We start from the raw sequence: 21,460 nt of genomic DNA on the forward strand, positions 1-21,460 counted from the left end.
CGAATGATTATTATGCGTGAGAAATGATGTTATGTAATTCACTATCACATCTACAAAATCCGAATTTTAGTGAGAAATGTGGCTCAGGCAGCCAAATCAGCCTCTTTTGCTTGTCGCTTTTCGGCAAACATCCGACAATTTAACTTAACCCCGGCAAAAATGGAGATGCCTATGTCCACGACATGGTTTGTAGGAGCCGACTGGCTCGCCGAACATATTGATGACCCGGAAATTCAGATTATTGATGCTCGTATGGCACCGCCCGGGCAGGAAGAGCGTAACGTTGCCCAGGAGTATCTGAACGGTCATATCCCCGGTGCAGTATTTTTCGATATCGAAGCTCTTTCTGATCATACATCCCCCCTTCCGCACATGCTGCCTCGCCCGGAAACGTTCGCCGTCGCGATGCGTGAACTGGGCGTTAATCAGGACAAGCATCTGATTGTCTATGATGAAGGAAGCCTATTTTCTGCGCCGCGCGCGTGGTGGATGCTGCGCGCTTTTGGTGTGGAGAAAGTGTCAATCCTTGGCGGTGGCTTAGCGGGCTGGCAACGTGATGATCTGCTGTTAGAAGAAGGCGCAGTGGAACTACCGGAAGGTGAGTTTAACGTCGCGTTTACCCCGGAAGCCGTGGTGAAAGTGACCGATGTGTTATTGGCAAGTCATGAAAAAACGGCACAAATTATCGATGCCCGCCCGGCTGCGCGTTTTAACGCGGAAGTTGATGAACCTCGCGCAGGTTTACGTCGCGGACATATTCCCGGCGCGGTGAATGTCCCATGGACAGAACTGGTGCGCGAAGGCGAACTGAAAACGACCGATGAACTGGATGCGATATTTTTTGGTCGCGGCATCAGCTATGACAAACCGATTATCGTCAGCTGCGGCTCTGGTGTAACGGCAGCCGTGGTTTTGTTGGCACTCGCAACGCTGGATGTGCCAAACGTGAAACTGTACGACGGGGCGTGGAGTGAATGGGGCGCACGGGCAGATTTACCGGTTGAGCCAGTGAAATAAGCTTTTTACAGGCAATAAAAAACCGCCGAATTCGGCGGTTTTTTATTGCTGGTCTGGTTCGCGGCCTTTCCAGCAGGTTGACTTGTGTTGCATGAACAACGCAGGTGCTTCACAGCAGAGCAATACTCGCCAGTAACTCTCTTTTTGTCAAGCCAAAGAGAGTAATATTTGTTCAGCTAGTGTATTATCCACTACGGCCCTTTCCGCCGTCTCGCAAACGGGCGCTGGCTTAAGGAAAGGATGTTCCATGGCCGTAAATGCAGGTGTTTCACAGCGCTTGCTATCGCGGCAATATCGCCAGTGGTGCTGTCGTGATGCGGTCTTCGCATGGACCGCACAATGAAGATACGGTGCTTTTGTATCGTACTTATTGTTTCTGGTGCGCTGTTTTCCGAAGTAAATAATAACCGGAATCTCTCCGGTAACAATTTACTGGTGGTTAACAACCTTCAGAACAGCAGGTAAGCCCGAATGCCGCCCTTTGGGGCGGCATATTTTAGATTATCCGATTCTGTTTAAAGTCACGCAAAAAACCACCCCAGCGACGTTCATAGAATGGCGCAATATGTTCGGTAATAAAGTGGCTAATTCCTTTTTCCCCTTTTTTTACCTGACAAAGATCGATTGGTTCATCGCCAGGTAATGTATCGGTCGCTACACTTCCCGCTGCCTGAATAATTTCTTCGATATCACCATCGGCTTCAATGCCAATAAGTAAATTAGGCTGTGCCTCTTCGTTCTCTTTAATTGAACAAATAAAAGCACGCTTCACTGGCTTAATGGTTTTAAATAAGGTGGTGAGTGAATCAATCATTTGTGCTGGCGGCTCTGCGACTTCCGATAATATCAGCGATTCACCGCCTTCCAGTACTTCCTGACTGCTCAGCGGATTCCCTTCTTCACCAATCAACAAACTGATTTCACGCGGCATAAATTCTTTACCGGTTGGCAGTTTGGCGTTAAGGAAGAGCGTTTCGCCAAGGGTCATCTCAAACAATGTGCGAACGGGCATTACGACAAATGCCTGTTCGTCTTCAACCGCCTGTTGAAGTGCTTCTAACGAGGTGAAAAAAGGAATGACGCTGGTGCCGTCATCTTTTTCCCAGTGCTGTAAATCGAGCGCGCTATCTTCAACTACAGCCTCGCCCTGTGCCGCCGTACCGGGCACCCAGACGGTGGATTCCAGTAGAGTACGGAAAAAGGCCGGGCGGTGCGCCGGTTCGATTGCTGCTTTTTCCAGCAGGTCTTCAAGTTCGTTTTTTGTTTCGGACATAAGAACCACAATTCATTCAACGTTCGGGGCGGAAGTGCCTGATGCGCTACGCTTATCAGGCCCACAAGGGAGTCGCAATCTATTGAATTTTCGCAATTTTGTAGGCCAAATAAGACGTTTACGCCGTTAACAGATTGGCAATCGTGCGCACACCCAGCCCGGTCGCCCCCGCAGACCACTGTTCAACCGGCGCTTTACGGTAAGTCGCCGAACAGTCAATATGCAGCCAGCCTTGCTGATAGTTCTCAACAAAGTGCGACAGGAAGCCCGCCGCCGTACTTGCACCTGCCGGATAAGCAGCACTGCCCGTGTTGTTCAGTTCGGCAAAGTTAGACGGCAGCTGGCTGCGATGGAACTCCGCCAGCGGCAGACGCCAGAAAGGTTCGTTCTCCTGCGCGGCACTCGCCAGCAAGCGACCGGCAAGCGCATCGTCAAAACTGAACAGCGCGTGATAATCATTACCCAGCGCGGTTTTCGCCGCCCCGGTGAGGGTCGCCGCATCAATGATTAGTTCCGGTTTCTGCGCACTGGCATCAATCAGACCATCGGCCAGCACCAGACGCCCTTCGGCATCAGTGTTCATCACTTCGACTTTTTTACCGTTGCGATAGGTGATGATATCGCCCAGTTTGAACGCGTTGCCGCTGATCAGGTTATCCGCACAGCAGAGGAACAGCTTCACGCGCTTGTTCAGTCCGCGCGTAATGGCAAATGCCAGCGCCCCGGTAACCGTTGCCGCGCCGCCCATGTCCGACTTCATCGAGTCCATAAACGCAGTCTGTTTGAGGCTGTAGCCGCCGGAATCAAAAGTGATACCTTTACCTACCAGGCACGCGTACACTGGCGCTTCTTTATCGCCAGTTGGGTTGTAATCCAGCGCCAGCAATACCGGAGAACGTTCTGAACCGCGTCCGACAGTGTGCAGCCCCATATAACCTTGATCGCGCAGATCTTCGCCTTTGGTGATCCGGTACTTCACAAGATCGCCTGCGACGTTGCTGATCAGATCAACAGCACGCTGTGCCAGTTGCGATGGCCCTAATTCTTCAGCAGGTGCATTGATGGTGTCACGCACCCAGTCGATGATCATCAGGCGATTATCCAGTTCCTGACGCTGGGCATCATCCAGATCCGGCCACTCCACTTTACGCGTCCCTTTCGGGGCTTTGTAACCTTGCCAGAATGCCCAGCAGCGATCCGCATCCCAACCTTCACCGCTTAACTGAACATGCTTGATGCCCAGACCGTCAATCTTGCGCGCCGCACGCTGGATCAGCCCCAGATCGTCAGCCCCATTCAAATGCAGGGTAATGCCATCATTATTAATGCTGTAAGTCGCTTTTTCTCCCCAGCGCGCGTCGGCAGGTTGGGTAGAGAGGGTAATCTTCATCGCTTCTGTCATTTTAGTTATCCTTCTTTGTAAAAGGGCCGCCAGTTGGCAGCCCCAGGATTTTTCCGCTAAATGATTCGCGTTGCAGGAAGGCGGCAAGTGAGTGAAGCCCCAGGAGCATAGATAACTATGTGACTGGGGTGAACGAGCGCAGCCAACGCATCTGCGGCGTGAAGCATGACGCGGAAATTATTCGGCTTCGTCCAGCCAGACTAACAAAATCGCTTCGAGGATTTTCTCGTTGGATGCCTGCGGATCATCGTCGAAATCTTCCAGATCGCAAATCCACTGATGCATATCGGTGAATCGAACCGTTTTCGGATCAAGATCGGGATACGCATCGTACAGTGCTTCGCCAATTTCGCGGCTATCGGTCCACTTAAGTCCCATACTAACCTCTGTTAATGCTCACGCGCATGGTTGATAGTGTAACGCGGAATTTCGACCACTAAATCTTCGTCGGTAACGCGCGCCTGGCAGCTTAAACGGCTTTCCGGCTCCAGCCCCCAGGCTTTGTCCAGCATGTCGTCTTCCTGCTCTGAGCTTTCCGGCAGCGAGTCAAAACCTTCACGAACAATACAGTGGCAGGTGGTGCAAGCACAGGATTTTTCACAGGCGTGTTCAATCTCGATACCGTTACGCAGCGCAACGTCGAGAATGGTTTCACCGCTATTCGCTTCCAGAACAGCACCATCAGGGCAGAGATCCTGATGAGGCAAAATAACAATCTTTGGCATATTAAACCTCGTCCACGGAATGGCCTTTCAGCGCACGACGAACCGACTGGTCCATGCGGCGAGCGGCGAAATCCTGGGTTTGTTTGTCTACGTTTTTAATCGCTTGTTCGATGGCGTCAACGTCATCGCCCTGCGCCACTTCACTCAGGTGAGCGGCGGCAGCATCAATGACCTGACGCTCTGCGGCGCTTAACAGCGCGGCATCAGCAGCCAGCGCGCCGTGCAGACTTTCCAGCACACGCGCCGCTTCTACTTTTTGTTCTGCCAGCATTCGGGCTTTTACGTCCTGCTCGGCATAGCTCATTGAGTCTTTGATCATCGAAGCGATTTCGCTATCGGTCAGACCGTAAGACGGTTTGACCTGAATAGACGCCTCAACGCCGGTGGATTTCTCCATCGCCGTCACGCTCAAAAGACCGTCGGCATCGACCTGGAACGTCACGCGAATATGCGCACCGCCAGCCGGTAGCGCCGGAATACCACGCAGCGCAAAACGCGCCAGTGAGCGGCAGTCCTGCACCAGTTCGCGCTCACCCTGCATTACATGGATAGACATCGCCGTCTGACCATCTTTAAAGGTGGTGAAATCCTGAGCGCGGGCCACCGGAATAGTGGTATTACGCGGAATCACTTTCTCCACTAGGCCGCCCATCGTTTCGAGGCCCAGCGACAGTGGGATCACATCAAGCAACAGCATTTCGCTGTCTGGCTTGTTACCCACCAGAATATCCGCCTGAATCGCCGCGCCAATAGCGACGACTTTATCCGGGTCGATGGAAGTCAGCGGTGGACGACCGAAAAATTCGCCTACCCGTTCACGCACCAGCGGCACGCGAGTAGAACCGCCCACCATCACCACTTCCAGCACTTCATCAGCTTCTACACCCGCGTCTTTCAGCGCGCGACGACAAGCCAGTAAGGTTCGTTTTACCAGTGGCGCGATCAGTTCATTGAATTGTTCACGGCTGATTTCGCCCTGCCAGCCCGCAACATTCACGGTCACAGAGTCCGCATCGCTCAGCGCGATTTTGGCCGCAATGGCGGCATCCAGCAGTTCACGCTGAACGCGATTATCACTACGGTCAGGAATGCCCGCCTGCTCGCGAATGTAATCCGCCAGCAGATGGTCGAAATCATCGCCGCCGAGCGCGGAATCACCGCCGGTCGCCAGCACTTCGAACACGCCACGACTTAAGCGCAGAATGGAAATATCAAACGTCCCGCCGCCGAGGTCATAAACGGCGATCACGCCTTCCTGACCGGAATCCAGCCCGTAGGCGATAGCCGCGGCGGTCGGTTCGTTAAGTAAGCGCAAGACGTGAAGGCCCGCCAGACGCGCCGCGTCTTTGGTGCCCTGACGCTGGGCATCGTCAAAGTACGCCGGAACGGTGATAACTACACCATCCAGCTCGCCCGCCAGGGCTTCAGTCGCCCGCGCTGCCAGTGCTTTGAGGATGTCCGCAGAAACGCGCACCGGGTTCAGCAGCCCCGCCGCCGTTTCAATCATCGGCAAGCCGTTTTCGCTGGCCTGGAATTGATAAGGCAGATGCGGATAGCGTTGCTGGATATCAGCCAGCGATCGCCCCATCAGGCGTTTAACAGAACTAATGGTGTTGGCGGTGTCGAGCGCTGCGTTAGTACGCGCGTCATAACCCACCGAATGCCCTTGCTGTTGATAGTGAACAACAGACGGCAGCAGGTGACGGCCTTCATGGTCGGCTAACGTTTCGGCCTGACCGCTGCGCACTGTTGCCACCAGCGAGTTGGTTGTGCCCAGGTCAATACCGGCCGCCAGACGACGCTGATGCGGCGCAGCACTCAAACCAGGTTCACTAATTTGTAATAAGGCCATGTTTAGCTTCCAGAAATTAAAAATCGAGCAGTTTTTCTTCGAGTTGTTCGGCACTGCTTCGCAGTTTATCGAGAAAACGCAGCTTACGCACGGTATCCGCCGCCGCGTCCCACGTCTCGTTGTCTAACTGTTCAACCATCAACTGATGGCGGGTATCAAACATCTTTTTCACACGTTTGATAAAGCTTTCCAGCCGCGCTTCATCTTTTGCCTGTTCGATCTCGTCCAGTTCTTCGCGCAGCTCCAGCTGTTCCATCAGGAACGCGGTGTCACGCACAGTATGCTGCTCGCTGGCGAGATCAAAACCGTGCAAAGAAAGCAAATATTCCGCACGCATTAACGGATGACGCAGCGTAAGCCATGCCTGGTTAATGGTTGCAGATTGCTGTACGGCGGCGAGTTGTTCCGCCTGGCTTCCGCTGGCGAATTTATCAGGATGATACTGACGTTGTAGATCCTGAAAACGCAGGCTCAGTGCCTGAGTATCGAGTTGATAACGGGCAGGCAAGCCAAAGAGGGTGAAGTAATCCATAACATTCTCAGGGCTGCGATCCGCCGCGATAACGGCGAATCAGGTAAAACAAACCCCACGCGCAGGCGACCACGGTGGGGTTATCGGTATGCGCATCAGACGTGGAAGCTTTCGCCGCAACCACACTCATCTTTAACGTTCGGGTTGGTGAATTTAAACCCTTCGTTCAGACCTTCTTTTACGAAGTCCAGCTGCGTACCGTCCAGAAATTGCAGGCTTTTGCCATCGACCACGACTTTTACGCCTTTGTCTTCAAACACGATGTCTTCCGGCGTCGGTTCGTCAACAAATTCCAGTACATAAGCCATACCTGAACACCCGGAGGTTCTCACGCCCAGACGCAGGCCAAACCCTTTGCCGCGGTTAGTCAGAAAGGTATTTACTCGCGCTGCTGCACTGTCGCTCAGTGTAATCGACATAACCAAACCTCAACTCTTATTTTGCTTCACGTTTGCTTTTATAGTCCGCAATGGCGGCTTTGATCGCGTCTTCTGCCAGAATAGAACAGTGAATTTTCACCGGCGGCAGTTCAAGTTCTTCAGCAATATCGGTGTTTTTGATCGCCTGTGCTTCGTCGAGAGACTTCCCTTTCACCCATTCGGTGACCAGGGAGCTGGAAGCGATAGCGGAACCGCAGCCGTAAGTTTTAAAACGCGCGTCTTCAATGATACCTTCATCGTTGACTTTAATCTGCAACTTCATCACGTCGCCACAGGCCGGTGCACCCACCATGCCGCTGCCGACGTTCTCGTCGTTGTTGTCAAAGGAACCCACGTTACGCGGATTCTCGTAATGGTCGATAACTTTTTCGCTGTAAGCCATTATAAATTCTCCTGATTCCGATACCGATTAATGATGAGCCCATTCGATGCTGTTCAGATCCACGCCCTGCTTGTACATTTCCCACAGCGGAGAAAGGTCACGCAGACGACCGATAGATTTACGAACTAACTCGATGGTGTAGTCGATCTCTTCTTCAGTAGTAAAACGACCTAAAGAGAAACGGATAGAGCTATGTGCCAGCTCGTCGTTCAGCCCCAGCGCGCGCAGCACGTAGGACGGTTCGAGGCTTGCTGACGTACAGGCGGAACCTGAAGAAACAGCGAGGTCTTTCAGCGCCATAATCAGCGACTCACCTTCAACGTAGTTGAAGCTGACGTTGAGAATGTTCGGCGCACCGTGTTCCAGGTCACCGTTCAGGTAAACTTCTTCGATATCTTTGATGCCGTTCCACAGACGGTTACGCAGGCCGCGCAGACGTTCCATCTCGGTCGCCATCTCTTCTTTTGCAATGCGATAGGCTTCGCCCATACCGACGATCTGGTGAACAGGCAGAGTGCCGGAACGCATACCGCGTTCGTGACCGCCACCGTGCATTTGCGCTTCGATGCGTACGCGCGGTTTACGACGCACATACAGCGCACCGATACCTTTCGGACCGTAGATTTTGTGGCCGGAGAAAGACATCAGGTCAACTTTCAACTGGCTCAGATCGATAGGCAGTTTTCCCACGCTCTGGGTTGCATCAACGTGATAGATAATGCCACGAGCACGGCACATTTCGCCGATAGCCGCGATATCCTGCACCACGCCGATTTCGTTATTCACGTGCATGATAGAGACGAGGATGGTGTCGTCACGCATCGCCGCTTCGAGTTCTTTCAGGTCGATAATGCCGTTACGCTGCGGTGCCAGATAGGTGACTTCGAAACCTTCGCGCTCCAGCTGACGGCAGGTATCCAGTACCGCTTTGTGTTCGGTTTTGCTGGTGATGATGTGCTTGCCTTTTTTCTGATAAAAGTTGGCCGCACCTTTGATCGCCAGGTTGTCAGATTCGGTTGCACCAGAGGTAAAGACGATTTCACGCGGGTCAGCGCCGACCAGATCGGCAATCTGATTACGGGCGATATCTACCGCTTCTTCAGCCTGCCAGCCGAAACGGTGAGAACGGGAGGCCGGGTTACCAAAGGTTCCGTCCATCGTCATAAACTGCATCATTTTCTCGGCAACACGCGGGTCCACCGGCGTGGTTGCGGAGTAGTCGAGATAAATCGGTAATTTCATTGCTCTATAAACTCCGTACATCACTCAATGCAAGGAATCAGGCTACCGGCTGGATGTACGACCGTGTTTACGGAGCGCGATACGCCCCGGCCTGATTCTGAATACTTTTTATCTTTTATGCGCGCAACTTAACATCAATTGCATCGTTACGATTGCTGCGTGGCGCATCGTGAGTATGCTGACGACCAGACACATCCAACACTTCCTGATTATTAACCAGTTCGCCTAAAGTAATGTTGTTGAGAAAACCGGTGAGACGGTCGCTCAAATCACGCCACAGCGCGTGGGTCAGGCATTTATCCCCGCCCTGGCAGCCGCCTTTACCCTGACAACGGGTGGCATCTACAGATTCGTCAACGGCGCTAATCACTTCGCCAACGGCGATGCTGCTGGCATCTTTGCCTAACAGATAACCACCGCCTGGTCCGCGTACGCTGGAAACCAGACCATTTTTACGCAGACGGGAAAAAAGTTGTTCCAGATAAGAAAGGGAAATTCCCTGTCGTTCGGAAATATCAGCCAACGGTACCGGGCCTGCTTCGGAGTTGAGCGCAACGTCAAGCATTGCGGTCACGGCATAGCGCCCTTTAGATGTCAGTCTCATGTCTTACTTCACCTCAAACTCGCCCCTGCCCGGGGTTTTTATTGTAAAAGTGGGGGTATTGCATAGCAGGGTCAAGTCTGACATTCCCGAGTAATTTGGTCAACTATTTACTTGACTGATTTAGTCAGGTATTTAACCTTCAGTGCCATTTTTTATCGTGGCGTTTGTACCTGTTGTCGGATGCGGCGTGAACGCCTTATCCGACCTGGGATTGCGTGCACTTCCAGGCCTGATAAGACGCGTTAAGCGTCGCATCAGGCAATCACTGTTATTCGGCCTTATTACCTTTATTCTGCTGTTCAATAGAAGCCAGAATCCCGCGCAGGATATTCAATTCCTGGCTTTCCGGGCGCGCACGGGTAAACAGACGACGCAGTTTATTCATCACCTGCCCCGGATGGTTTTCACGGATAAAACCGGTTGCCAGCAACGTTTGTTCGAGATGACCATAAAAACGCTCCAGATCATCGACCAACGGATACGGCGTCTCTTCATGCTCAACCTGCTCGCCGTTTTCCTGAGTTGCCAGCCAGGCCATACGCACTTCATAGGCAATAACCTGAACCGCCATCGCCAGGTTCAGCGAGCTGTATTCCGGGTTAGCGGCAATCGCGACATGATAATGGCACTTCTGCAACTCTTCATTGGTCAGGCCGACACGTTCGCGACCAAAAACCAGCGCCACCGGGGTATTTGCCGCTTCAGCGACGCTTTTCAGACCGCATTCGCGCGGGTCGAGCATCGGCCACGGCAACGTGCGCGAACGTGCACTGGTGCCAACCACCAGGCTACAACCGGCTAACGCTTCGTCTAGCGTATCGACGATGTGAGCATTACCAATCACATCGCTGGCGCCTGCCGCCAGGGCAATCGCCTGGGAGTCGGGTTTCACCAGTGGATTAACCAGCCACAGATTAGTTAATCCCATTGTTTTCATGGCACGGGCAACAGAACCCATATTGCCGGTGTGTGACGTCTCCACCAGCACAATTCGAATATTTTGCAGCATTGTCTTTCTTCGTCTAAAGATTATTCGCGCATCTTAACATAAAACGAAGACAGATGCCGATCTCGCTGCTATACTCTGCGCCGTTTTCCCGTTCTTTAACATCCAGTGAGAGAAACCGATGCATCCGATGCTGAACATCGCCGTGCGCGCAGCGCGCAAGGCGGGTAATTTAATTGCCAAAAACTATGAAACCCCGGACGCTGTAGAGGCGAGCCAGAAAGGCAGTAACGATTTCGTGACCAACGTAGATAAAGCTGCCGAAGCGGTGATTATCGACACGATTCGTAAATCTTACCCACAGCACACCATCATCACCGAAGAAAGTGGTGAACTTGAAGGTACTGATCAGGATGTTCAATGGGTTATCGATCCACTGGATGGCACTACCAACTTTATCAAACGTCTGCCGCACTTCGCGGTATCTATCGCTGTTCGTATCAAAGGCCGCACCGAAGTTGCTGTGGTTTACGATCCTATGCGTAACGAACTGTTCACCGCGACTCGCGGTCAGGGCGCACAGCTGAACGGCTACCGTCTGCGCGGCAGCACCGCTCGCGATCTCGACGGTACTATTCTGGCGACCGGCTTCCCGTTCAAAGCAAAACAGTACGCCACCACCTACATCAACATCGTTGGCAAACTGTTCAACGAATGTGCAGACTTCCGTCGTACCGGTTCCGCGGCGCTGGATCTGGCTTACGTCGCTGCGGGTCGTGTTGACGGCTTCTTTGAAATCGGTCTGCGTCCGTGGGACTTCGCGGCAGGCGAGTTGCTGGTTCGTGAAGCGGGCGGTATCGTCAGCGACTTCATCGGTGGCCATAACTACATGCTGACCGGTAACATCGTTGCCGGTAACCCGCGCGTTGTTAAAGCCATGCTGGCGAACATGCGTGACGAGTTAAGCGACGCACTGAAGCGTTAATTTCTCTGGCGGGTGACGTTCCTCACCCGCCCTTGCCTTTCAGGCGCTATTCCGAAATACTTTCGCACCGCTTTACTTTCCTGCGCCACTCTCCCACCATCCTTTCCCGATTAATGGATTACAAAGCAAGTCGTAAGGAAAGGTCATGGTTCTGCCAGCGAACAAACGCGTTCTCAAGATTCTGTTTATTCTTTTTATTTCTGCTTTCTGCGTTTATTTAGTGCCGCGCATCGCCATCAACTTCTTTTATTATCCCGACGACAAAATTTACGGTCCTGATCCATGGTCTGCTGAATCTGTTGAATTTACTGCTAAAGATGGCACACGGCTACAAGGCTGGTTTATCCCCTCTTCCACTGGTCCCGCCGAAAACGCTATTGCTACCGTAATTCATGCTCATGGCAATGCCGGGAATATGTCCGCCCACTGGCCGCTGGTCAGTTGGTTACCAGAACATAATTTCAATGTTTTTATGTTTGATTATCGCGGGTTTGGTAAATCTAAAGGCACTCCATCACAAGCCGGATTACTGGACGATACGCAAAGTGCCATCAACGTGGTGCGCCATCGTAGCGATGTAAACCCCAAGCGGCTGGTGCTGTTCGGGCAGAGTATTGGCGGGGCGAATATTCTTAACGTTATTGGGTTAGGAGATCGCGAGGGCATACGTGCGGTGATCCTCGACTCCACATTTGCCTCTTATTCGACCATCGCTAACCAGATGATACCCGGCAGTGGCTACTTACTTGATGAGAGTTACAGCGGCGAAAATTACATCGCCAGCGTCAGCCCGATCCCGCTTTTACTGATTCACGGCAAAGCTGATCATGTTATTCCATGGCAGCATAGCGAGAAATTATTTGCCCTGGCGAAAGAGCCAAAACGCCTGATTTTGATCCCCGATGGCGAACATCTTGATGCCTTTTCCGATCGTCACGGAGACGTTTATCGCGAGCAGATGGTGGACTTTATCCTTAGCGCATTGAATCCACAGAATTAACCTTATGGTCGAAACCAGATAAAACAGCAAGAAATCACCTTAAGGGATGGCATTAAACTGCCAGAAAGTGTTTATATCGATAAAAATTCTGTGATGTTTGTCATCATTTCTGATTAATAGCATTCCATTCACCGTATCCCTAAGCAAACTTTAGCTATTCTTATAAATTATGCTTATGGGAGATCTACAGATGATACCTACACTTGCCCCACCATCTGTACTTTCAGCTCCCCAGCGCCGTTGCCAGGTATTGCTGACGCTGTTCCAGCCGGGGTTGAGCGCCACCACGGCAACTTTCAGCGAGATTAATGGTGTGGATGATGAAATGGTGGGTCGCGATATCAGCGAAACAGGACGGGAGATCCAGCGCTATCATCAACTCACCATTACAACTGGATATGACGGGTGCTACCGGATTGAAGGTACAATACTTAATCAACGCTTATGTTTATTTCATTGGCTACGACGCGCTTTTCGCCTTTGTCCGTCATTTATCAGCAGCCATTTTACGCCCGCGTTAAAGGGGGAGCTAAAGCGTCGGGGGATTGCTCGTAATTTTTATGACGACACCAATCTACTGGCGTTAGTTAATCTCTGCTCGCGAAGGCTGCAAAAACGCTTTGACGCGCGTGATGTTCATTTCCTGTGTTTGTATCTGCAATATTGCTTATTGCAACACCATGCCGGAATCTCGCCCTTATTTAACCCGCTGCAACGGCACTGGTTGGAATCTTGCATTGAATTTCAGGTTGCACAGGAAATTGGCCGCCACTGGCAACGGCGGGCGCGTCAACCTGTCCCCACTGATGAGCCACTATTTATGGCATTGCTTTTTTCCATGTTGCGGGTTCCCGATCCACTGCAAGACACCCATCAGCATGGCAAACAGTTGCGCCTGTCAATTAACCGTCTGGTACAGCATTTTCGGCAGTTGAGTAACGTCCATTTCTATGATGAACAGGGGTTGTGCTATCAGCTTTATACTCACCTCGCCCAGGCGTTAAACCGCTGTTTGTTTTCTATCGGCATTGATAACACTTTACCGGAAGAGTTCCGTCGACTTTATCCACGGCTCGTGCACACCACCCGCGAAGCGCTGGTCGGGTTTGAAAATGAGTACAATGTCAGTCTTTCCGATGAAGAAAGTTGTCTGGTGGCAGTGATTTTCGGTGCATGGCTGATGCAGGCAAATGAAATTCACGAAAAGCAGATTATTTTGCTGACGGGCAATGACAGCGAACGAGAAGCGAATATTGAGCTGCAATTGCGTGAGCTAACGATACTGCCGCTCAATATTAAACACATGTCTGTGAAGACATTTTTGCAGATTGGCGCGCCGCGCAATGCCGCACTTATTATTGCGCCTTATACCATGCCGCTACCGCTTTTTTCACCACCGCTGATTTATACGGATCTGACCCTGACGGCACATCAACAGGAACAGATCCGCAAAATACTTGAATCAGCATGAGGGAACGACTTTCGGGCGCAAAAACATTGCCGGAAACGCCACCAATGCCATCACCCAGAACACGCCATGCCCCAGATATTGATACAGAAAACCGGCGAAGACGGTCATGATGGCGATACTGCCGCCCATCGCGACGGCAGAATAAACTGCCTGCAAGCGGATAACCTCACTTCCCTGACGAGCGGCAATGTAGCGCATAGCAGCCAGATGGCACACGGTAAAGGTGCCGCAATGCAGAACTTGCACCATAATCAACCACGGCAACTCAGTGGTTGCCCCCATAATGCCCCAACGTACTACCCCGCATACCGCCGAGATCAGCAACATATCACGGGCGCTACAACGGCGGAAAAGCTTATTACTCAGCGCAAAGATAATGACTTCCGCCACCACGCCCAGCGACCACAAATAGCCCACCGCCGAGGCCGAGTAGCCAGCTGCCTGCCAGTAAATGGCGCTAAAACCGTAATAGGCCGCATGCGCCCCCTGCAATAAACAAACGCAGGCCAGAAAACGCCAGTTCTGGCGGACCAGCGCCAACCACGCTGGCCACCCCGTGCTCTCCTGTTGACGGCTGGCCCCTTGTGGCTGAATCGTCGGACGGATAAGAAAGCCGAGCAGCATGGATGCCACGCCCAACGTCAGCAATGCCAGAATAACCCGATAATCGAATACGCTGACCAGTTTCCCCGTTAGCGCCGAGCCAATGACAAACGCCACCGAGCCCCAAAGTCGCACTTTGCCATAATCAAGCGGGAACTGCTTTTGCCAGGTATTCGCCAGTGCATCGGTCAACGGTACCAGCGGTGAGAAAAAGAGGTTAAAACCAACCATCACCACCATCAACCACGCCACATGCGCACCCGCCCAGAAGGCGATGGCAAAGAGTAGCGTCAGCAACGCCAGCACACGCAGCGCAGAAATCAGGCGAGAAGGATCGCTGACGCGAGGCGCAATTATCAAACTACCGAGAAAACGGGCAACCAGCCCGGCCCCCAACAACAGGCCGATGGTTTCTGGCGTTAAGCCAATCCCCTTAAGCCAGACGCTCCAGAAAGGTAGAAAAATACCGTAGCTAAAAAAGTATGTGAAATAACCGAGCGCCAACCAGCGCGTGGATTGCAAAACCATGAGTCCCTCCCGTCAGGAGGCGTTAGTCTGGAGTTAATCGAATGTTGGTGCAAGTTGAAAAATAAGAAAATTCGAGTCTGCTTCCAGTACACAGAGCTGGAAAAAATATCGTTAATACCGCTAACAAAATATCACCTAAAGAAAATGTGCTGGATATTGACCTGGATAATTACCAAATTTCTCATCCGCTGGGGCGTGGCGAGGTGCAAGAGTGTGTATTACGTTTAAATCACATTATCTTGCAAAGGGATTGGTTATGAACTCACTACGTTATTTTGATTTTGGTGCTGCCCGCCCCGTTTTGTTATTAATTGCCCGTATCGCCGTCATCTTAATTTTCATTATTTTTGGTTTTCCCAAAATGATGGGCTTTGACGGAACGGTACAGTATATGGCCTCGCTGGGCGCACCGATGCCGATGCTGGCGGCAGTTATTGCGGTGATTATGGAAGTACCCGCCGCGATATTAATCATACTTGGCTTTTTCACCCGTCCGCTGGCGGTGCTGTTTATTTTCTACACGCTGGGAACGGCGGTGATTGGTCATCATTACTGGGATATGACTGGCGATGCGGTTGGGCCAAATATGATTAATTTCTGGAAGAATATCAGCATTGCTGGCGCATTCCTGCTGCTGGCAATTACCGGGCCGGGGGCAATTTCTCTCGATCGGCGTTAGGAAAGATGCCGGATGCGGCGTGAACGCCTTATCCGGCCGACTGCTCCAACACCAATTGTAGGCTTGATAAGACGCGGCAAGCGTCGCATCAGGCATGGTGCGCCGAGTGCTACAAAATCGAAATTACCCTGTAGGCCTGTGCATCCGGCATTTTATAAATTACAGCCACTCTACCCGCAACGACATCTCTGAGGTTGTTGATTCCCCCGGCGCAAGCGCAATGAGGTCACCACCTTCCGGGCGATGATGGTCATCCGGCGCATGACTCATCGGCTCCAGACAGAAGAAATCAAACGCATACCCTTTATCAAACGCGGGATCGGAGACAAAGATGAAATAGCACGGCGCAGGCGGCGTCGTTTCCATGATGACGGCGTAACCCTCCTGCGACTGCTCAATGCGGGCCTGACCATTCCATCCGGCAAAACCATTGTTCACCCACTGGCGCGGCAACGGCGCGAGATGGTTGAAATCCAGTTCTGGCGGTAACTGCTCGCAAAACTCGCCCGCCAACCACTGCTCCCGCTCCAGCCAGTAACCATTCGCCTGTGCCTGAATCCGCGTTTTCGACGACAACGGAAAATAAGGATGCCAGCCAGTACCAAATGGCAGCGTCTCAGTGCCTTCATTGGTGACAGCGAGCGTCACCGTCAGCGTATCCGCCGTTAAATGAAATGCCTGGCTTACACGATAATGATAAACGCCACAGTGATGTTCATACGCCAGACGCAAACTATCATCGCTGCGCGAGACACATTGCCACTGCCCCAACCAGCCATCGCCGTGTAGATAGTGCGCATCCCACTCAACATTCGGTTGCAGTTGATACTCACGCCCCTGCCAGACAAATCGGTTACCACTCACCCGGTTTGCAAATGGCACCAGCGGAAAACAAGAGGCATCGGTTGCCACACCGCTTTTTTTACCAGGACGTAGCAGCGGCGTCGTATCGCGCCAGAAGCCTTCGATTACGCCGCCCTGGTCAGAAACGTCCAGCTTTAGCGGCCCGTGAGATAAGGTATAGATGGTCATCCGCTAACTCCTTAATCCGGGAAGTTAATCACAACTTTCCCGCACTTGCCGCTCGCCATCAGTGCGTAGGCATCTCCCGCCTGTTCCAGAGAGAAGCGGTGGGTAATGGCGTTACGTGGCCATAGTTTCCAGTCGGTCAGATCGTGAGCGCATTTTTCCATATGGAACAGACTGGTTACCCAGGAGCCAATAATCCGCCGTTGATGGTGCATCAGATCGGCGCTGACTTCGAACTCCACTTTTCCGGTTTCACCAATGTAAACCACGCGCCCCCAGTCGGCGGTGGATTGCAATGCCAGCAAGCGCCCCGCAGCATTACCGGAACAATCGAGCGCAACATCCGCGCCACCGTGGGTAAGTTCAGCAATTATCTGCGGCAGACCTTCGGTCGTCGCTAAATAACCGTGATCCATCACCCCTAACTGTTTCGCCATCGCCAGACGTTCCGGCAACATATCAACGCCGATGATCCGTTTTGCACCGCGACCTTTCGCCAGCATCATCGCCATCATGCCGACCGGTCCCAGACCGACCACCAGCACGTTATCGCTGCCGGAAACTTCGCCGCGCAAAATCCCTTCATAGGCCGTGCCAACGCCGCAACTGATAAACGCACCATCTTCGTAACTCAGTGCATCCGGCAGGAGGATCAGATCTTTTTCTTCCGCCAACAGATATTCGGCATGACCACCGTCACGCTGCCAGCCGTAAGCCGCTTTTCCTTTGCCAGTACAAGAGATAGGAAAGCCGCGGCGGCAGTTCGGGCAAAAACCACAGCCAGAAATGTGATACACCAGCACGCGATCACCCTCTTTAAAATGGCGACAGCCTTGCCCCATCGCCACAATTTGCCCGCACGGCTCATGACCGTTGATAAAGCCCTGGTATAACGGTTTATCGGGCGCCGCCGCCGTGGCGCGGTGTTGATGGTAGATATAGTGGACATCGCTTCCGCAAATCCCGGAGGATTTCATTTTGATCAGCACCTGGTTAATCCCCGGCGTCGGCACCGCAACTTCCCGCAGATCGACGGTCGAATTTCCTGGTAAATAAGCTGCCAGCATCGTTTTCATAAATCCCTCATTAACAATACGATTAATTTTCATCCCTGCCGCACCCGCGCCAGGGGCGTTAAGGTTTAGCGTTTCGCTTTACTGCTTCGCTGGGTCAGCAAGATATTCGCCAGCACTGCCACCACGATGATGACGCCGCGTACCACCTGCTGGAAAAAAGAGTTAATCCCGAGCAATACCAGACCGTTACCGATTAGCGTAATCACCAGCACACCAAGCAATGTACCGAACAGGGAACCGCGACCGCCGGAAAGTGCCGTACCGCCGACCACGACCGCGGCGATGACGTCAAACTCCAGACCGTTTGCGGCACCTGCGTTACCAGAACCGAGGCGCGCCGCCAACAAAATGCCGGTCACCGCCGCTAATAATCCCGAAAGGGTAAAGATAAGAATGCGCACCCGACGAACGTTGATGCCGCACAACTGCGCCGCCGTAGCATTACCGCCAACGGCAAAAACCGAGCGCCCGAAGGCGGTTTTGCGGCTGATGAACACAAACAGCGCAAACAACACCATCATGATCAGCGCGGATACCGGCACTCCGAGAAATTGTCCACCCAGCCAGTCCAGTACCTCGTTTTCGTCAATCGGCACTGGCAGGGCGTTAGTCATAAACAAGCCCATTCCGCGCAGGGCGCTCCACAGCCCCAGTGTGGCCACGAAACTTGGTACGTTAAACACGCCGCGCAGCACCCCGGCCAGCGTTCCCATCAGCGCGCCTAACAGCAACACCAGCAGACAAGCAATCGCCAGCGAAACGTCAAATTGCAGCAAAAATGCCAGGCACACCGAGACAAAAGCCACCATCGGCCCAACGCTGACATCAATTTCCCCGGAGATAATAATCAGCGTCATCGCCCAGGCGGCGATCCCAATGGTAGCGGCATCGCGCAGCACGTTCATTTGGTTATTCAATGAGATAAAGCCAGGCGCGTTCAGGGAGAAGACCAGATACAAAATGGCAATCACCACCAGCAAACCGATCTCATTAATATGGCGACTGACAAATTGTTTGAGCGAGACGCTCTTGCCTTGCGGCAATGGTAATGACGAAGCAGACATCTTCAGGTTCCTCGGTAAAATTCATCAGTGCACAGACAGAATGGCGGACATCAGCTCATCCACATTGACTGGAGAGTGAAACTCCTGCGAGAACGTACCGTGCTGTAACAACAGAATGCGGTCGCACACCAGCGGTAACTCCTCCACTTCACTGGAGATAAACACCACGCTTTTTCCTTCGGCAGCCAGCTCGCGGACAATACGGTAAATCTGCTGTTTGGCTTCGATATCGACGCCGCGCGTTGGCTCGTCGAGCAACAAAATCTGGCTGGCGGCATAGACCCAACGACCGATCACCACTTTTTGCTGATTACCGCCAGAAAGCGTGCCGATGGGTGTTTCGCTACTGGCAGCCTTAACCGTCATCCGCTGCATCACCTCTTCGGTCAGGCGGCGGATGGTGGACCATTGCAGTACGCCGTTGGCGCTGATTTTTTGCCGATTGGTCAGCACTGTATTTTCGTCAACGCCCAGCCAGGGAATGATCCCCGCTTCTTTGCGGTTTTCTGGCGTATAGCCAATGCCACGTTTCAGCATGTCGCCGTAATCAGGGCGCGTGATTTTCTCACCGTTGATAACAATTTCGCCCTGTTCATACGCTTCCAGCCCAACTATCGCTTTCAGCAATTCACTGCGCCCTGCCCCCAGCAGGCCGGCAATGCCGAGCACTTCGCCACGACGCAGTGAAAAACTGATCTCCGTAAGTTTTGGTCTGTGGCGTAACGCGCGAACTTCCAGTACGGTCTGGTCCGCAATCTCCTGAGCTGCAACCGGTGCAATATCAACGTGATCGCGTCCGAGCATCAACGACACAATATGGCGAGTTGAGGTGTTTTCGAGCATCACATCGCCCGCCACCTGCCCGTCGCGCATGACGGTGGCACAGGAAGCGATACGGCGGATTTCCTCCATCCTGTGGCTGACGTAAATCACCGCCACGCCCAGTGCCGACATTTTTTTCACGGCGCTGATCACCAGTTCAACTTCCGCACTGGCAAGCGAGCTGGTGGGTTCATCAAGGATGACCACGCGCGGCTCGCCCTTCATCACCCGCGCAATTTCCACCAGTTGCTTTTGCGCCGGGCTTAGCGTTGAAACAAGTTGTTCAGGGCTAACGTCAACGCCCAGCGCCTGTAAGCAACGTTGGGCATCCTGCGCCATTTGCGGGTAATCAATCATGCCGTTGCGGCGAGGCCATTGACCAAGGCAGAGGTTTTCTGCCACCGTCAGCCCTTCCACCAGACTTAATTCCTGATAAACCGCGCGTACCCCCAGTTCAGCGGCACGGCGAGTCAGCGTAGCTTCGTCGCCTTCCAGTCGCGTCTCGCCAATCCAGATATCACCGCTATCCGGACGTTCGCTACCGGTAAGCATTCGAATGAGGGTCGATTTTCCCGCACCGTTTTTGCCTAACAGCGCGCGAACTTCGCCTTTATTGAGCGTGAAGTTAACGTTATCCAGCGCAACGACGCCGGGGTAACGCTTATTTCCTGCCACCACTTTTGCTACCGGGACTGCCTCTGTTGCCGTGAACATAGGGACCTCTGCGAATCAGCTATTAGGGCAGACCATCAACGTGCGTTGCCAGCCACTGTTTACCGTCTTCAGTTTTGGTATAGAGATCGATTGGCACCTGAATCACTTTTTCACCGTCGGCTTGTTTATTGATAACCTTCAATGTTTGCGCGAAAACAGCATTGCCCATTTTCTTACCGGAAATATCCACTACCGCTTTCAGCACCTGGTTGTTTTCCAGCTCCTGAGCAATTTCAGTGGTCATGTCCGAACCGAAAACGGCAATTTTTCCGGCCTGATTTTGATTGCGTACTGCTTTTACCGCACCGAGTGTCGCTCCGCCCGATTCACCCATAATGGCGTTGAGATCTGGCGTGGAGATAATCAGTTTTTCACCGACAGAAATCGCTTTATCTAAAACAGTCCCTTCCTGATTAGCGACAATTTGCGCGCCGGGAACGCGGGCTTTTAATACTTCTTCAAACCCTTTACGTCGTTGCACACAAACTTCAAAGGCTTCGCAATTGATGACGGCAATTTTCGGTTGGTCAATTTTGTTGGCAATAAAATAATCGGCGGCAGCGTTACCCAGTTTTTTACCAAATTCCAGCGGATCGCCTACCAGATATGCCGAAACATATTTATCGACACCCTTTTGATTAATACAGGTGTTGTAGCAAATCACCGGAATACCCGCTTCACTGGCGCGACGAACGGTACGGCTGCTACCATTTTCAGACACTGCCGATAAAATAATGGCATCGACATTACGCGCCACGAGGGTATCTACAAAAGTACTTTCTTTCGAAATATCGCCCTGGGCGTTAGTTTCAATTAACTGTACCTGTACTGAAGAATCTTTTGCCGCATCCTGAACGCCCTGACGCACTCCAGCGTAATATCCCTGGGTATCAAGGTATATTGCGCCAATGGTCATTTCTTTATCCGCAGCGTTGGCAAATAGTGCGCTACCTAATAGCGTAGCCATTAATAATAGATTACGGGTTGTTCTCATTTTTTTAGGCATAGTGCCTCCTGTAGGGTTTTTATTTACAACGGCTTATTTTAATTATTTGAGCGGCAGCGCGTGCCGCT

23 protein-coding genes are annotated in these 21,460 nt (G+C 52.4%); 6 read left to right on the forward strand and 17 right to left on the reverse strand.

What is annotated here, in order from left to right:
* The first annotated feature begins 171 nt into the window (after window positions 1-171).
* A complete protein-coding gene (gene sseA, locus FEK42_RS20490; RefSeq protein WP_138211943.1) occupies window positions 172-1,017 on the forward strand; it encodes a 3-mercaptopyruvate sulfurtransferase in 846 nt (281 codons plus the stop codon).
* Window positions 1,018-1,356: 339 nt separating this feature from the next.
* Window positions 1,357-1,482, forward strand: coding sequence for a small toxic inner membrane protein TimP (gene timP / locus FEK42_RS23230; RefSeq protein WP_252152854.1), 126 nt, complete (start codon window positions 1,357-1,359; stop codon window positions 1,480-1,482).
* Window positions 1,483-1,513: 31 nt separating this feature from the next.
* Here timP and sseB read toward each other — a convergent pair whose 3' ends face one another.
* The 11 genes from sseB to trmJ all read right to left on the reverse strand — a co-directional run bounded on the left by sseB (window position 1,514) and on the right by trmJ (window position 10,478).
* On the reverse strand, window positions 1,514-2,290 hold the full coding sequence (gene sseB, locus FEK42_RS20495; protein ID WP_138211944.1) for an enhanced serine sensitivity protein SseB: 777 nt from the start codon (window positions 2,288-2,290) through the stop codon (window positions 1,514-1,516).
* A 118-nt stretch (window positions 2,291-2,408) separates the two neighbouring features.
* Complete coding sequence (gene pepB, locus FEK42_RS20500) at window positions 2,409-3,692, reverse strand: aminopeptidase PepB (protein WP_135492893.1); 1,284 nt, start codon at window positions 3,690-3,692, stop codon at window positions 2,409-2,411.
* 177 nt (window positions 3,693-3,869) lie between these two features.
* Entirely contained in the window at window positions 3,870-4,070 is a 201-nt protein-coding gene (iscX, locus tag FEK42_RS20505; protein WP_000523616.1) for a Fe-S cluster assembly protein IscX, read from the reverse strand.
* Between the two features lie 11 nt (window positions 4,071-4,081).
* Window positions 4,082-4,417 (reverse strand): ISC system 2Fe-2S type ferredoxin, encoded by a 336-nt coding sequence (fdx, locus tag FEK42_RS20510; protein ID WP_001124471.1) that lies wholly within the window; start codon window positions 4,415-4,417, stop codon window positions 4,082-4,084.
* A gap of 1 nt (window position 4,418) precedes the next feature.
* Window positions 4,419-6,269, reverse strand: coding sequence for a Fe-S protein assembly chaperone HscA (gene hscA, locus FEK42_RS20515; RefSeq protein ID WP_097315650.1), 1,851 nt, complete (start codon window positions 6,267-6,269; stop codon window positions 4,419-4,421).
* A gap of 16 nt (window positions 6,270-6,285) precedes the next feature.
* Window positions 6,286-6,801 (reverse strand): co-chaperone HscB, encoded by a 516-nt coding sequence (gene hscB, locus FEK42_RS20520; protein ID WP_064526202.1) that lies wholly within the window; start codon window positions 6,799-6,801, stop codon window positions 6,286-6,288.
* A 95-nt stretch (window positions 6,802-6,896) separates the two neighbouring features.
* Window positions 6,897-7,220, reverse strand: coding sequence for an iron-sulfur cluster assembly protein IscA (iscA, locus tag FEK42_RS20525; RefSeq protein WP_135492894.1), 324 nt, complete (start codon window positions 7,218-7,220; stop codon window positions 6,897-6,899).
* A gap of 16 nt (window positions 7,221-7,236) precedes the next feature.
* Window positions 7,237-7,623, reverse strand: coding sequence for a Fe-S cluster assembly scaffold IscU (gene iscU, locus FEK42_RS20530; RefSeq protein ID WP_000331707.1), 387 nt, complete (start codon window positions 7,621-7,623; stop codon window positions 7,237-7,239).
* Between the two features lie 27 nt (window positions 7,624-7,650).
* Window positions 7,651-8,865 carry a cysteine desulfurase gene (gene iscS / locus FEK42_RS20535; protein WP_001295373.1) on the reverse strand — a complete coding sequence of 405 codons (1,215 nt, stop codon included), beginning with the start codon at window positions 8,863-8,865 and terminating at the stop codon, window positions 7,651-7,653.
* Window positions 8,866-8,980: 115 nt separating this feature from the next.
* Entirely contained in the window at window positions 8,981-9,469 is a 489-nt protein-coding gene (iscR, locus tag FEK42_RS20540) for a Fe-S cluster assembly transcriptional regulator IscR (RefSeq protein WP_001241354.1), read from the reverse strand.
* Window positions 9,470-9,737: 268 nt separating this feature from the next.
* Entirely contained in the window at window positions 9,738-10,478 is a 741-nt protein-coding gene (gene trmJ / locus FEK42_RS20545) for a tRNA (cytosine(32)/uridine(32)-2'-O)-methyltransferase TrmJ (protein WP_000940019.1), read from the reverse strand.
* Window positions 10,479-10,596: 118 nt separating this feature from the next.
* Here trmJ and suhB point away from each other — a divergent pair, with 118 nt between their 5' ends.
* From suhB to csiE, 3 genes are all read left to right on the forward strand, one after another.
* Window positions 10,597-11,400: an inositol-1-monophosphatase gene (gene suhB, locus FEK42_RS20550; RefSeq protein WP_130260405.1), complete on the forward strand. Its 804-nt coding sequence runs from the start codon at window positions 10,597-10,599 to the stop codon at window positions 11,398-11,400.
* A gap of 145 nt (window positions 11,401-11,545) precedes the next feature.
* The gene (locus FEK42_RS20555; RefSeq protein WP_130260406.1) at window positions 11,546-12,400 is read left to right on the forward strand and encodes an alpha/beta hydrolase; all 855 of its coding nucleotides are present in this window, start codon (window positions 11,546-11,548) and stop codon (window positions 12,398-12,400) included.
* Window positions 12,401-12,590: 190 nt separating this feature from the next.
* On the forward strand, window positions 12,591-13,871 hold the full coding sequence (gene csiE, locus FEK42_RS20560; protein WP_135492895.1) for a stationary phase inducible protein CsiE: 1,281 nt from the start codon (window positions 12,591-12,593) through the stop codon (window positions 13,869-13,871).
* Here csiE and FEK42_RS20565 read toward each other — a convergent pair.
* Window positions 13,863-15,002, reverse strand: coding sequence for a 3-phenylpropionate MFS transporter (locus FEK42_RS20565; protein ID WP_135407558.1), 1,140 nt, complete (start codon window positions 15,000-15,002; stop codon window positions 13,863-13,865). The genes csiE and FEK42_RS20565 overlap by 9 nt on opposite strands.
* 256 nt (window positions 15,003-15,258) lie before the next feature.
* On the opposite strand from FEK42_RS20565, the gene FEK42_RS20570 reads away from it, so the two are divergent.
* Entirely contained in the window at window positions 15,259-15,681 is a 423-nt protein-coding gene (locus tag FEK42_RS20570) for a DoxX family protein (RefSeq protein ID WP_001087245.1), read from the forward strand.
* 159 nt (window positions 15,682-15,840) lie between these two features.
* Here FEK42_RS20570 and FEK42_RS20575 read toward each other — a convergent pair whose 3' ends face one another.
* The 5 genes from FEK42_RS20575 to FEK42_RS20595 are packed head-to-tail and all read right to left on the reverse strand — an operon-like array spanning window position 15,841 to window position 21,392.
* Window positions 15,841-16,713, reverse strand: coding sequence for an aldose 1-epimerase (locus FEK42_RS20575; RefSeq protein ID WP_135492896.1), 873 nt, complete (start codon window positions 16,711-16,713; stop codon window positions 15,841-15,843).
* 11 nt (window positions 16,714-16,724) lie between these two features.
* Entirely contained in the window at window positions 16,725-17,819 is a 1,095-nt protein-coding gene (locus FEK42_RS20580; RefSeq protein WP_000700809.1) for a zinc-binding dehydrogenase, read from the reverse strand.
* 32 nt (window positions 17,820-17,851) lie between these two features.
* A complete protein-coding gene (locus FEK42_RS20585) occupies window positions 17,852-18,850 on the reverse strand; it encodes an ABC transporter permease (RefSeq protein ID WP_135492897.1) in 999 nt (332 codons plus the stop codon).
* A gap of 24 nt (window positions 18,851-18,874) precedes the next feature.
* On the reverse strand, window positions 18,875-20,386 hold the full coding sequence (locus tag FEK42_RS20590; protein ID WP_130260412.1) for a sugar ABC transporter ATP-binding protein: 1,512 nt from the start codon (window positions 20,384-20,386) through the stop codon (window positions 18,875-18,877).
* Window positions 20,387-20,408: 22 nt separating this feature from the next.
* Window positions 20,409-21,392 carry a substrate-binding domain-containing protein gene (locus FEK42_RS20595; protein WP_105268353.1) on the reverse strand — a complete coding sequence of 328 codons (984 nt, stop codon included), beginning with the start codon at window positions 21,390-21,392 and terminating at the stop codon, window positions 20,409-20,411.
* Window positions 21,393-21,460: the final 68 nt, after the last annotated feature.

The organism is Escherichia sp. E2748 (assembly GCF_005781125.1).
Taxonomy (GTDB): Bacteria; Pseudomonadota; Gammaproteobacteria; order Enterobacterales; family Enterobacteriaceae; genus Escherichia.

Bases quoted from the DNA above. Each gene is read 5' to 3' on its own strand.
- sseA (WP_138211943.1), top strand. From the start codon at position 172: ATGTCCACGACATGGTTTGTAGGAGCCGACTGGCTCGCCGAACATATT.
- timP (WP_252152854.1), top strand. From the start codon at position 1,357: ATGAAGATACGGTGCTTTTGTATCGTACTTATTGTTTCTGGTGCGCTG.
- sseB (WP_138211944.1), bottom strand. From the start codon at position 2,290: ATGTCCGAAACAAAAAACGAACTTGAAGACCTGCTGGAAAAAGCAGCA.
- pepB (WP_135492893.1), bottom strand. From the start codon at position 3,692: ATGACAGAAGCGATGAAGATTACCCTCTCTACCCAACCTGCCGACGCG.
- iscX (WP_000523616.1), bottom strand. From the start codon at position 4,070: ATGGGACTTAAGTGGACCGATAGCCGCGAAATTGGCGAAGCACTGTAC.
- fdx (WP_001124471.1), bottom strand. From the start codon at position 4,417: ATGCCAAAGATTGTTATTTTGCCTCATCAGGATCTCTGCCCTGATGGT.
- hscA (WP_097315650.1), bottom strand. From the start codon at position 6,269: ATGGCCTTATTACAAATTAGTGAACCTGGTTTGAGTGCTGCGCCGCAT.
- hscB (WP_064526202.1), bottom strand. From the start codon at position 6,801: ATGGATTACTTCACCCTCTTTGGCTTGCCTGCCCGTTATCAACTCGAT.
- iscA (WP_135492894.1), bottom strand. From the start codon at position 7,220: ATGTCGATTACACTGAGCGACAGTGCAGCAGCGCGAGTAAATACCTTT.
- iscU (WP_000331707.1), bottom strand. From the start codon at position 7,623: ATGGCTTACAGCGAAAAAGTTATCGACCATTACGAGAATCCGCGTAAC.
- iscS (WP_001295373.1), bottom strand. From the start codon at position 8,865: ATGAAATTACCGATTTATCTCGACTACTCCGCAACCACGCCGGTGGAC.
- iscR (WP_001241354.1), bottom strand. From the start codon at position 9,469: ATGAGACTGACATCTAAAGGGCGCTATGCCGTGACCGCAATGCTTGAC.
- trmJ (WP_000940019.1), bottom strand. From the start codon at position 10,478: ATGCTGCAAAATATTCGAATTGTGCTGGTGGAGACGTCACACACCGGC.
- suhB (WP_130260405.1), top strand. From the start codon at position 10,597: ATGCATCCGATGCTGAACATCGCCGTGCGCGCAGCGCGCAAGGCGGGT.
- FEK42_RS20555 (WP_130260406.1), top strand. From the start codon at position 11,546: ATGGTTCTGCCAGCGAACAAACGCGTTCTCAAGATTCTGTTTATTCTT.
- csiE (WP_135492895.1), top strand. From the start codon at position 12,591: ATGATACCTACACTTGCCCCACCATCTGTACTTTCAGCTCCCCAGCGC.
- FEK42_RS20565 (WP_135407558.1), bottom strand. From the start codon at position 15,002: ATGGTTTTGCAATCCACGCGCTGGTTGGCGCTCGGTTATTTCACATAC.
- FEK42_RS20570 (WP_001087245.1), top strand. From the start codon at position 15,259: ATGAACTCACTACGTTATTTTGATTTTGGTGCTGCCCGCCCCGTTTTG.
- FEK42_RS20575 (WP_135492896.1), bottom strand. From the start codon at position 16,713: ATGACCATCTATACCTTATCTCACGGGCCGCTAAAGCTGGACGTTTCT.
- FEK42_RS20580 (WP_000700809.1), bottom strand. From the start codon at position 17,819: ATGAAAATTAATCGTATTGTTAATGAGGGATTTATGAAAACGATGCTG.
- FEK42_RS20585 (WP_135492897.1), bottom strand. From the start codon at position 18,850: ATGTCTGCTTCGTCATTACCATTGCCGCAAGGCAAGAGCGTCTCGCTC.
- FEK42_RS20590 (WP_130260412.1), bottom strand. From the start codon at position 20,386: ATGTTCACGGCAACAGAGGCAGTCCCGGTAGCAAAAGTGGTGGCAGGA.
- FEK42_RS20595 (WP_105268353.1), bottom strand. From the start codon at position 21,392: ATGCCTAAAAAAATGAGAACAACCCGTAATCTATTATTAATGGCTACG.